At 36.9% G+C, this 12,705-nt stretch carries 4 protein-coding genes; 1 reads left to right on the forward strand and 3 read right to left on the reverse strand.

Annotated elements, in window-relative coordinates; genetic code table 11:
* Positions 1-333: 333 nt before the first annotated feature.
* On the forward strand, positions 334-2,205 hold the full coding sequence (locus F6K40_RS11310; RefSeq protein ID WP_293135597.1) for an AAA family ATPase: 1,872 nt from the start codon (positions 334-336) through the stop codon (positions 2,203-2,205).
* A gap of 115 nt (positions 2,206-2,320) precedes the next feature.
* Here F6K40_RS11310 and F6K40_RS11315 read toward each other — a convergent pair whose 3' ends face one another.
* The 3 genes from F6K40_RS11315 to F6K40_RS11325 all read right to left on the reverse strand — a co-directional run bounded on the left by F6K40_RS11315 (position 2,321) and on the right by F6K40_RS11325 (position 8,787).
* A complete protein-coding gene (locus F6K40_RS11315; protein WP_293135600.1) occupies positions 2,321-6,310 on the reverse strand; it encodes a magnesium chelatase subunit H in 3,990 nt (1,329 codons plus the stop codon).
* A 486-nt stretch (positions 6,311-6,796) separates the two neighbouring features.
* Positions 6,797-7,450, reverse strand: a complete 654-nt coding sequence (locus F6K40_RS11320; protein WP_293135603.1) for a retron system putative HNH endonuclease — start codon at positions 7,448-7,450, stop codon at positions 6,797-6,799.
* Complete coding sequence (locus tag F6K40_RS11325; protein ID WP_293135606.1) at positions 7,447-8,787, reverse strand: AAA family ATPase; 1,341 nt, start codon at positions 8,785-8,787, stop codon at positions 7,447-7,449. Before F6K40_RS11325 ends, F6K40_RS11320 begins: the two co-directional genes overlap by 4 nt.
* Positions 8,788-12,705: the final 3,918 nt, after the last annotated feature.

Consider the following 12,705-nt stretch of genomic DNA (forward strand, 5'->3'; position numbering starts at 1 on the left):
TTTTGGTGTCGGAATTTATCGCCCTAATTCTTGAGCAGTTTCTATCCACTATTGCATAATTATTTCTACATTTTGTAGTGCTGACTGATAGGTTTCTCCATCAGCAATACAACCTGGTAATTCTGAAACTTCTGCTATAAATGCTTGGTCTTCTTGACTCCAGTAGAAAATAGTTTCGTTATTCTTACTTAAATAAAAATACTGATATTTAGAACGATAATCTATTTAAAAATCAGTATTCATACCATTTTTGATAGAAAAACAAAGTGAGATAATAAATGAAGATAAACTTAACTGTAATTCGTAAAAATCAACAAATTAGGCATAAAATTCATGGCGATTTTAGTACCAGATGATTTGACAACTTTACCTCAAAAACTTACAGCAGGTGAAAAAGCATTAACAGATGCTTTGTGCAAAGTTCTTGATGATAAGTGGACTGTGTATGTTCAACCTTACTTAAATGGTTTACGACCTGATATTATCATATTTTGCGAGGATGCTGGTATGGGAATTTTTGAAGTCAAAGATTGGACCCCAGATGTTCATAGAATTCAAGGCAACAAGAAAGACGGATATCAGTGGGAAGTTCGCGCCAAAGATACTGGTAAATGGCACAAAGAAGAATGTCCTTTAAAACAGGTGGATAAGTATCGCGATTCTATTTTTAAATATGAAATACCTATTTTAGGTTCTAAGAAAATACTTAACCAGAAACTTCTTAGTTTAATTCAACCTTTTGTTTATTTTCACAAACATAAAACTGCTGATATTAACAAGCGATTAGAAAAAATATTACATGAATATTCTAATGTTTTTGGATGGGATTATCTTGAACCTAAAAATCTCAAAAAAATCCTAGAAAAACGTCATCTGAAACACGGTTCTAAATTTGCAAAGTTAATGCAGGAAATAGGATTAGCAGATCGTTTAGCTAATGCACTAGCTTTGCCTAAACATGGCATGACAAATATTGAACATTTACTTAACCTGACTAAAAAGCAACGGGAAATACTAAATAAGCAAAAAAACTCTCGCCGTACTAGAGTGAAAGGTGCTGCTGGTTCTGGAAAAACATTATTGTTAGCTCACAAAGCAGCAATAGCAGCTTCAGAAGAAAAAAGGGTTCTTGTAGTTTGCTTTAATATTACATTGGTAAATTACATTAAGGACTTAGTAAAACGTCTAGCTCGTTATTATGGTAAAAAAAATGGTAAGCTAGATTCCTATCGCAAGATTGAAGTAGGTCACTATCACCGTATCTTTACAGATGAGAATTCATCAGAGGAGGAGATAACTGACGAAGAGAAAATTGATCGGAAAAATACAAGAGAAAATAATCTAAATGATAAAACACCTGTAGATGTATTACTCATTGATGAAGGTCAAGATTTTGAAACTGCTTGGATTTATGATTTATTAAGTCTTTGTCAAGACAACTATGAGTTTATGTATGTTGCAGATAGTCGGCAAAATATATATGGTCGTGAAGAAATAAATTCACCAGTAATACCCATTAGAGGTCGTCCTACAGAACTTAATGAGTCTTTTAGAATCTCAGAACAAACAGCAAAACTAGCTAATTTTCTTGCTAATTATCCTCAACTAAAAATGGAAGATAATGTGAAATCAATTAAACCACTTCAAGGCAATCTTTTGGTGCGCAATTTCTGGTTTCATGGTACATATAAAGAATCAATTGAAGCTTTAAAAGTAGACATTAAAAATTTAACTAAACATAGAAATAATGCTCGTCCAGATATAGCAATTCTAGTTTGCTCTGTAAAAGATGGGTGGGAAGTATGTAAAGTTTTAAATCAACTCAGTCTACCTTATCAAGCTGCTTTTGAGTCTCAAGAAGAAAATGAGAAGCTGAAAAAAAAATATGCTGGGGATTCAAAAAAAATCGAAGATAAGGTCGATGAAATAAGACGGAGGTACAAAACTGCTTTTTGGATGCAAGGAGGAAGGATAAAGGTTGCTACTATCCATAGTTTCAAAGGATGGGAATTAAGTAATATATTGGTGTTTTTTAACCCTGATAAAAAGCGACAAAATGAACACAGCAAAGAGCTTCTCTATACAGCGATAACTAGAAGTCAAGAATGTCTAACTGTTTACAATGCTAGCTCTTTGTTTAAAGATTTTGGTGATGTAGCTATTTCAGAAGGTTGTATTGAAGCACATCCCATGTATCGAAAATAGGTATTAAGGAATATTGACAAAATTAAAAAAGGGCGGGCAAATATTCACCCACCCTACCAATAGATAATTAATAATTAGAGATACTTCTCATTATCCATTATCAATTATCCATTAATTACTCTATTCCTTCAATCCGATCCTCCACTTGCTGATACAACTCTCTCAACCGATCCAAATTACTCTCACTCGTCTCCCAATAACCACGTCCGTTCACTTCCAACAACGTCGTCACCATTTTCCGGAACGAATGCGGATTCAAATTCAACAACCGCTGCTGCATCTGCTCATCCTTTATAAACGTCTCATTCACATCTTCATAAACCCAATTATCAACGGCACCTGCAGTCGCACTCCATCCCATGGTATTCACGAGACGCTTTGACAACTCCCGCACTCCTTCATAACCATGAGACAACATTCCCTCATACCATTTCGGATTCAACATCTTAGTCCGCGCATCCAAACGCACGGTCTCAGACAATGAACGCACTTGAGCATTTGCAGTCGTGGTATCGGCAATATAAGAAGCTGGTTGTTTACCATCTTTCCTCAGACTCGCCACAATTTTTGTCGGATCGGAATCAAAATAATGACTCACATCTGTCAAACTAATTTCGGACGAATCTAAATTCTGGAATGTCGCGTCGGCAGTTTTCAACGCTGACTCAAATACTTTCCGGTTATCTTCCATCATTCCTGGGTTATCAGAATTAAACGCAAACGACTTGCGCTTCAAATACATTTCCTGTAATTCTGATTCATCTTCCCAGGTACTATTCTCCACTGCCAAGTTAACGTTAGCAGCATAAGAACCAGAAGCATTGGAAAATACCCGCGTTGCAGCTTGACGTAAATTTACTCCTAATTCTTCTGCTTGCTTGAGAGCGTGCTTCCGGACAAAATTCATCTCTTCCGGTTCCTCTGCTTCTGCTGCCATTTTCACAGCTTTATCCAAAAGATTCATTTGATTGATAAATAAATCTCGGAATACACCGGAACAGTTAATCACCACATCAACGCGCGGACGACCTAATTCCTCTAATGGAATTAATTCCAATTTATTCACCCTACCCAAAGCATCAGGAACAGGTTTCACACCTACCATCCACATCACTTGAGCAAGAGATTCGCCGTAAGTCTTGATATTATCAGTTCCCCACAACACAACAGCGATCGTTTCTGGATACTGCCCACCATTCTCTTGCATTTGTCGCGCCAACAAACGGTCAACCACAATTTTTGCCGACTTAACAGCAGCAGCAGTGGGAATAGACTGGGGATCGAGAGCGTGCATATTCTTACCAGTCGGCAACACATCCGGGTTCCGAATCGGGTCGCCACCAGGTCCGGGTAAAATATATTCCCCTTCCAACGCTCGCAACAGAGAACCTAACTCGTTATCAGCACAAACCTGCTCCAAGCAAAATTCCAAATATTCAAACAGAGGTTTAATAAGTTCGGCATCAACATCAGGAAAACCTGCCGTTTCCAGAGCTTCTATCCAAGGTACTTTTTTCATCATGTTGAAGAAATTAAGTTTGCTCACCATAGAAACTCGACCATCAGCATCGGTTTGTTGTTGCACCAACGCAGCAACAGCAGCACGAGTCGCTTCGGTAATATTCTGAACTAACTCCACATCTGCCAAAATACCCTGATTATTATTTTGGTAAAGTTCCTCAATATCGCGGTTGAGACTATTAGCAATAATTCGAGGTAAACCAGTTATCCCTTCCTCTTCTCTGTCGAGACTAGCAATATTTACCAAAGTAGCGATCGCTTCCTCAGCACTAGGAGGTTTACCAATAATGTGCAAACCACAAGGCAACAACCGAGACTCAATTTCCATCAGTCGGCGATAAACATCCCCAACTACTCGATCGCGTTCCTCAGCAGTCAACTCCTGAGCATCTTTTTCTGGCAGCGTCACATCCTGGTCTAAATTCACTATTCGACACTTATCCATAATAGTGTTCACAATAGGAATACCCCGTCCGCTATCCTTCAAAGTTTGATAGGAACCGATCAACTCGTTCAACTCCTGCAAACCTTTATATAAACCAGCATTTTCGGCAGGGGGAGTTAAGTAAGAAATAGTCTCAGCATAACTCCGACGTTTAGCAATAGTCGCCTCACTAGGATTATTTGCTGCATAATAATAGATGTTGGGAATGCTACCAATGAGATTATCTGGATAACAATCTCCAGACATTCCAATTTGCTTCCCAGGCATAAATTCCAGAGAACCGTGAGTCCCGAAATGCAGCACTGCATCAGCTTGCCAAACTTGTTCTAAATAGGTGTAGTAAGCAGCAAAACCATGATGAGGACTAGCAGAACGGGAGAACAACAACCGCATCGGATCACCTTCATAACCAAATGTTGGTTGTACACCAATAAAAAGGTTGCCGAAACTCTTACCGTAGATTAATAAATTTTCTCCATCGCTATTCAGGTTTCCTGGAGGCGGTCCCCAATTTTCGTGCAAGCGTTCGGAGTATGGAGTCAGACGTTCATATTGTTCCACTGACATCCGGTGAGCAATATTCAGCTCCGGACTTTGATATTGAGCAGTAGCATCGTGAATAACTTGCTTCATCAACTCTTCTGCGGACTCTGGCAAGTCTTGAATATCGTAACCATTACCTCTCAGTGCTTTTACAACTTCGTAGATAGAACCGAAGACATCTAAATATGCAGCAGTACCCACATTCCCTTTATCTGGAGGAAAACTGAAAATAGTAATAGCAACTTTTTTATCCAGTTTAGGTTTGCGTCTGAGAGTTGCCCACTTCAGAGCGCGTTGAGCAACAGCTTCGATCCGGTCTTGGAGAGCGATCGCTTTTCCAGTCATCCCATCCCGTCCAGACATAATAATCGGTTCGATCGCTCCATCAAGTTCGGGAATAGCTATTTGCAAAGCTACTTGTATTGGGTGGAGACCAAGTTCGCTTTCTTCCCATTCTTCGGTAGTTTGGAAAACCAGAGGCAAAGCAACCATATATGGTCTGTTCAACCGTTTCAAAGATTCGATCGCCTTCGGATGGTCTTGTCTTGCAGGTCCCCCAACCAATGCAAAACCAGTCAAAGAAATAACTGCATCTACTAATGGCGTAGGTTCAACTCCCTTAGCAGCAGTTTCCCAAAAATAAGCATCGACTGGTTTAGAAAAATCTAACCCTCCAGCAAATACAGGAATAACTCTAGCTCCCATTGCTTCCAACTCTTGCAACATGGCAACGTAGTGAGCATCATCTCCCGTAACTAAGTGGGTGCGCTGCAATACCAAACCAACACAGGGAGCGAGGGGGTCTTTCAAATCTTCAGAAATATCTTTACGTTCGTTGTACCAGTTGAGATATTCTTTGACATCCTCAAACATTTTCGGTGCGAGGGGATGCCAAACACCCATGTCGGGATAAACTACTGGATCGACATATTGAAAAGAACTTTTTTTCTCATTCTTGAAAACATATTTATCTGCCAACATTAGCAGGAAGTTTTCCAGGTTTTCCGACGAACCTCCTAACCAATATTGGAAACTGAGCATAAAGTTCCTAGCATCCTGCGCTTTGTCGATCGGCATATATTTCAAAACTTTCGGCAAAGTTTGCAGCAACTTCAACATTCCATCTTGGAAAGAAGAACCAGATTTTTCCTTGCGCTTCCGCATAAATTGAGCGATCGCGCTCTTACTCTGGCCTAGTTGTGCCATTGAGAAGCTACCCATTTTATTCAGGCGCATCACTTGTGGCATGGAAGGGAAAACCACAGCAGCGTCCAGTTTGTCCCGGTGGGGGGTGACAGCTTCCACTACTTTTTCGGCCAAGTCTTCAATGAAAATTAGAGAGGCGATAAAAATGTTCGCTTCAGAAACTTCTTTTTTAAAATTTTCGTAATTTTTGGGGTCCCGTAGTTCTTCTATTAAATAGCCACTAATTTCGATGGCCAAGTTGGGATTCTTTTCGTTAATAGAACGTACTGCTCCAGAGAGGGCACTTTGATATTGTGCCTCTAAAACGATATATACGACTTTCAGGAGCGATCGCCCTTTCAAGTCTTCTGGGACAATGTGGCGAACGGCGGGTTTAACAGATGTGAACATTAAGTATTGCTCCTTGAGGATAATTGCTGATACTTAATGGGTATTTTTACCATAAAATGGTAACAAAAAGTAGACTAAGCTCTTATTTTGATATATTTCTATAAAAAACTTCAAATTTTTCCTTATTTATATTTATTGACAAAATGCCGAGTATATACTCCCTGATTTTTTTGAAAAAATTAACTTGACATTTTGCTCTAAATATGGATACAAGAAAAAAATAATAATTAGAGTTTGCTGAAAAAGTCTGATGGGTGAGGGTAGGAGTCAGGAGTCGTAGGGGCGAACGGCCGTTTGCCCCTACAGGAGGAATAGGGAATTTAGAGGAGGCAGTGAGGAAGAATCACTCTTACAATTCTTACTCCTACCTCCTCTCTCATTCTCATTTATCCTGACTCCTGACTCCTGACTCCTACCCCTGCTAAAAGACTTTTTCAGCAAACCCTAATTACCTCTAAAAATATCCTAAGCTATTAAGATTTAAGTTCATTTTTCCCCAATAAAATATTTTTTAATAATGTAAGTAATTGCTACACAAAAAGGGGTGTACTTACCTTGATAATCCAATTTATTCAAACCATCTATTAACTGCTTAATTTCTGATTCTTCAAGATTTTCTACAGCCTCTAATATACCGTTAATTGCTTGACGGCGCATTGCATTCAACTTATCAATATCCAATCCTAACTTATCAATTGTTGTAACAGCAGCCTCTTTTTTATCTAAAACATTAGTCGGTAATATTTCTCCAGAACCAGTATAGAGAAAAAAATCGCTACAGTCAGATTCTAAAGGCGAAACTATCAAATTTTCGTCATACCAATCTGCTTTTTTAACACCACAATGAACAGGTTCATTTTTTTCCCTTTCACGTTGGCACGATGCTAATAAATTATTATAATTTAGCTCCTCCTCTGGAAAAACACTACGGGGTTTGAGGTGTTCTATATGACTATTTCCTGTATCAATTCCCATGCCACAGTAACAACAAATATAACCCTGTTCCTGAAGTAAATTTTGATGAATATTTGTTTTTTCTGTACCCCTTAAGTCATTATAAGTAGGTTTCCAATCTTCATTAGCAGATGCTTTAAAATTTGCTAAATCTTCAGGTTCATCACGCTTTTTTATATACTTCACTTATTCAAAATCTCCCGCCGACGCATCAAAATATCTGCTCTAACAAATTCCGGTTCATCACCACCTATTTCTCTCTCAATTTCTAGCCGTAATTGTTTAGCTTCCTCAAGATTTCCAGCATCTATTAATCGAAATAATTCCATCAATTTTTCCTTAATTTCTTGTGGACGTTCAGGAACCTTCATTAAATCTTCTAAAATACGATTACTATCTCTACCGAAGGAACTAGAAGGATGTTTAACAACAACATTATCATCAATTTTCTCTAAAATATAAACACTATTTGGTTTAATTTGACTGACAACTTGTGGAGAGTGAGTAGTAATAATAAATTGACAATTAGGAAAAGTTTCTGTCAGTTTAGGAATTACTTCACGTTGCCAAGCAGGATGTAAATGTTGTTCAATTTCATCTATTAATACCACACTACTAGCTGTCAAAGGAGCATCCAAACTAGGATTAGCTATTGCTAAACGTCTTGCTAAGTCACCTACTAATGCTAATAAGCTTTTTTCTCCATCAGATAGTTGTTGAATATCAAGTTCTTGGTCTTGTTTTTTTATTGTCATTCTTGGGTAAGGTTTTCGGCGCACTCTCATATCCTTAAAATCATTTTTTCCTAATATAGAATAGATAGCTTCTCTGACTGCTTGAAGTTGGCGATCGCGATATTCAATATCATCTCGACGTTCTTCATTTTCAGTTTCTTCTATTACTCTAAACCATTTAAAAAAGCTATCAAAATTAATTTGTATTCCATCAAGTGCTTGTTTATAAGCATCAACTTGTCTAAAGGCATAATTGTCTTTGATTTCTAGAGGTACATCAAGTACAGAACGATTAACAGGATAGTAAACAATTAGAGGAATATCAAGTTGAGAATTATTTTCCAATTTAGTACGAATATTATCTGCTATTGATGGTACATTTAGAGGCATCTTTTTACTTCTATTGTTGTTTTTACTACCAAAACTTATGTTCTCCTCTAAATCATCAATTGAAAAAATAATTTTACAATAAGTTTCTTCATATCCATTTGTAATATCCTGTTGACTAAAATATTTCCCTTTCGATGGATCTTTTTGATTGTACCTAGGGATATACCTTATTTCAGGGTCATACTGAATTCTAACTAAAAGCCAAGAAAAGAGAATTGCTATACAGTCTAAAATACTAGATTTTCCTACTCCATTAATTCCAATAAATACAGTAGGTTCTGTAGTAGCAAAATCAATAGTTAAATTCTTTATTCCTCTAAAATAATTGATTTCTAAACGTTGAAGTTTCATCAGTTCTAAAGGAGTTGGAATATCGCCCTCATCAATAACTCTTCCCATAATAAATGATTTGTGAAAAAAAACTGTAGGGGTTTGCTCTCCAAACCTAAACACAAATGGAATTTGGAAACCAAAACCTGCATTTATAAAATCTTACAATATAAACTAGCTTCTGTAGTAACATTCATCAATAGTTAAATTCTTTATTCCTCTCAAACAATTGATTTCTAAACCTTTAAGTTTCATCAGTTAAAAATTCCAAGTTTTCAGATAGCCATACAGCAATTTTTACCTCAATCAATCACATTCAAAAAAATGATAACTCTGTAGAGATGTTGCATACAAAATCCCTACTTTGTAGTCTACTGAAATAAAAAGTGCTGTCAGAAATTTCGTGAGAAAAAACTGTAGGAGTTTGGTCTCCAAACCCAAACGCAAATGAAATTTAGAAACCCAACCCCATTAGATAAAATATTACAACATAAACTAGGTTATGCAGTAACAAAATCAATAGTTAAATTCTTTATTCCTCTCAAACAATTGATTTCTAAACGTTTAAGTTTCATCAGTTATAAAGGAGTTAGAATATCGCCCTCATTAACAACTCTTCCCATAAGAAATGATTCGTGAAAAAAAACTGTAGGGGTTTGGTCTCAAAACCTAAACGCAAATGGGATTTGGAAACCAAATCCTGCATTTATAAAATCTTACAACATAAACTAGCTTCTACAGTAACATTCATCAATAGTTAAATTCTTTATTCCTCTCAAACAATTGATTTCTAAATGTTTAAGTTTCATCAGTTAAAAATTAGAAGTTTTAATATAGCTATACGGCAGTTTTCACGTCAATGAATCACATTAAAAAAAATGATAACCCCGTAGGGACGTTGCATGCAACATCCCTACTTTGTAGTTTACTGAAATGAAAAGTGCTGTCAGAAATTTCGTGAAAAAAATTGTAGGACTTTGGTCTCCTTTCCCCAAACACAAATCAGATTTGAAAACTAAACCCCATTAGATAAAATATTACAACATCAGGGCAGATTGCCATACATTTAAAAATTCTCCTTTACCAAAACATAAAGTCTGAAACCTCCCCTTTCAAGGGAATGAAAAAATCTCTTTATATGTATTTCAAGCCTTCCTATTCCATAGAGGTACTGATAACTAATAACTGAAATAACTCCCCTACTTTTAAGATTAGAATCAGATTTTTTCCATCATCAAATCTTTCCATCCATTCCTCCTAGGGTGGAAAACCACCAACATTTTCATTCTGTGAAGCTCCCGAAAAAAATCGCGCGTCAAAGGATTTTCGGCTCCATTCTCACAATTTTTGTGATATCATAAATATTAACTGGGGTCGCTCTCCCCTACGCATGACTTTTTATTCAATCAAATTTCCTGACTCAGAGACTTTTCCAGATTCAGAAATTTTTCCCAGGGGCAATAGCAGCGACATTTTCCTAAATGTGAAGCACTCCATAAATACTTGCTTTGCCCTCATCAAACCTTTCCATCTATCCCTCCTTATTTTTTTCAATTATCAATTATCAGTTATCCGCCTTCAACTCAAATTATTAGATATTTTCCAGATGAATGGAAAATCACAAACATTTTCATTGTATGAAGCTCACGAAAAAAAATTGCGTGTCAAAAGATTTTCGGCTCCATCCTCACAATTTTTGTGATATCATAAATACTAACTGGAGTTTCTCGCCCCTGTACATGACTTTTTATTCAACCAAACTTCCTCACTGAAAGACTTTTCAAGATTCAGAAATTTTTCCCAGGGGCAATAGCAGAAACATCTTCATCTTGGAAAGCACCCCAGAAATACTTGTTTTGCCTTGATCAAATCTTTCCATCCATCCCTCCTTCTTTTTTTCAGTTATCAATTATCAGTTATCCACTTCAACTCAAATTATTAGATATTTTCAAGATGAATGGAAAACCAGAAACATTGTCATTCTCTGAAGCTCCCGAAAAAAATCGCGCGTCAAAGAATTTTCGGCTCCATCCTTACAATTTTTGTGATATTCTAAATGTTAGAGGGGGTCGTTCGCCCCTACGCATGACTCTTTATTCAACTAAATTTCCTCACTGAAAGACTTTTCCAGAATAAGATACTTTTCCGAGGAGCAATAGCAGAAACATTTTCCTAAATGTGAAGCACCCCATAAATGCTTGTTTTGTTCTCATCAAACCTTTCCATCTATCCCTCTTTATTTTTTTCAGTTATCAATTATCAGTTATCCACCTTCAACTCAAATTACTGATATTTTCATGCTGGAATGGAAAACCACCAACATTTTCATTCTCTGAAGCTCCCGAAAAAAATCGGCGCGCCAAAGAATTTTCGGCTACATTCTCACAATTTTTGTGATATTCTAAATGTTAAAGGTGGTTGTTCGCCCCTACGCATGACTCTTTATTCAACCCAATTTCCTCACTGAAAGACTTTTCCAGATTTAGAAATTTTTCCCATGAGCAATAGCAGAAATATTTTCATTTTGTAAAGCACCCATAAATACTTGCTTTGTCATCATCAAATCTTTCCATCCATCGTTCCTTAGCAAAAACCACCAACATTTTTATTCTCTGAAGCTCCCGAAAAAAAATCGCGCGCCAAAGAATTTTCGGCTACATTCTCACAATTTTTGTGATATTCTAAATGTTAGAGGGGGTCGTTCGCCCCTACGCATGACTCTTTATTCAACCCAATTTCCTCAGTGAAAGACTTTTCCAGATTCAGAAATTTTTCCCATCAGCAATAGCAGAAACATTTTCATTTTGTGAAGCACCCATAAATACTTGTTTTGCCCTCATCAAATCTTTCCATCCATCCCTCCCTCCCTCCTTCTTTTTTTTCAGTTATCAATTATCAATTATCAGTTATTCACCTTCAACTCAAATTACTGATATTTTCATGCTGGAATGGAAAACCACCAACATTTTCATTTTCATTCTCTGAAGCTCCCGAAAAAAAATCGGCGCGTCAAAGAATTTTCGGCTACATTCTCACAATTTTTGTGATATTCTAAATGTTAGAGGGGGTCGTTCGCCCCTACGCATGACTTTTTATTCAATACAAATATTAGACTTTTCATTCATTTACGAATGTTGCTATAAAGGAAAATCAATGTCAAAGCCACCAAATGGGTTTTATAGCAAAAAAAAAAGCTAAGTAACTTTTAACTACCTAGCTTTTTTCAATCTTAAATTTTCAAATGGCGGGAGGCGGATTTGAACCACCGACCTTCGGGTTATGCTTACCACCACAGCTTTCACTGCCTTAACTCTAAAAACATTAGAATTAGTTTGTGGTCTGGACTGTCCCTTTACCCTCAGCTTCTATAAAACTAAAACTGTTAGGGTACTTGCCAACCAGTCTCTACACCTTCTCCTAAACCTTGGAGCTTGGCTCGGGATTACCCCGCTAACGGCTTCCCCGAATTTGACAAGTAATCACATACAAGTTTCCTTATATGCCGCCCTTTATAAAGTAAAGATTCAAGCTGGCCGACTAGCGGTTTCGATTTATGCTTGGTTTAACTTATCTTTCCTTATAACTTGAGCCCGACGAGCTACCAGACTGCTCTATCCCGCGTCAACTTTTATATTATAACCATAACTAAATAAAAATTGCAACCCCTTAGTCAAATATTCTCAGATTTTTTTTCCAAATGTCCACTTATAGCAGTTTTCAAGTCAATGAACCACATAAAAAAACAATAACCTAGTAGAGAGCTTGTATGCCAAGTCCCTACTTTGTGGTCTACTAATTTATGAAAAACGCTGTATATAGTTATCGCATTTACTTCTCAATCAAGACAGACCTTACTCGGTATAGTTTCTAAATATATAGAAAAATATTCTAATATTCAGTTCAGACCAAATTAATTAATCTTGGATGAACTACAACACCCTCTATCCCATTGCTAATAGCGTTTGGGACTACTTTACGATCTGCCGA

The organism is Okeania sp. SIO3I5 (assembly GCF_010672085.1).
Classification (GTDB): domain Bacteria; phylum Cyanobacteriota; class Cyanobacteriia; order Cyanobacteriales; family Microcoleaceae; genus Trichodesmium.

Bases quoted from the DNA above. Each gene is read 5' to 3' on its own strand.
- F6K40_RS11315 (WP_293135600.1), bottom strand. From the start codon at position 6,310: ATGTTCACATCTGTTAAACCCGCCGTTCGCCACATTGTCCCAGAAGAC.
- F6K40_RS11325 (WP_293135606.1), bottom strand. From the start codon at position 8,787: ATGGGAAGAGTTATTGATGAGGGCGATATTCCAACTCCTTTAGAACTG.
- F6K40_RS11310 (WP_293135597.1), top strand. From the start codon at position 334: ATGGCGATTTTAGTACCAGATGATTTGACAACTTTACCTCAAAAACTT.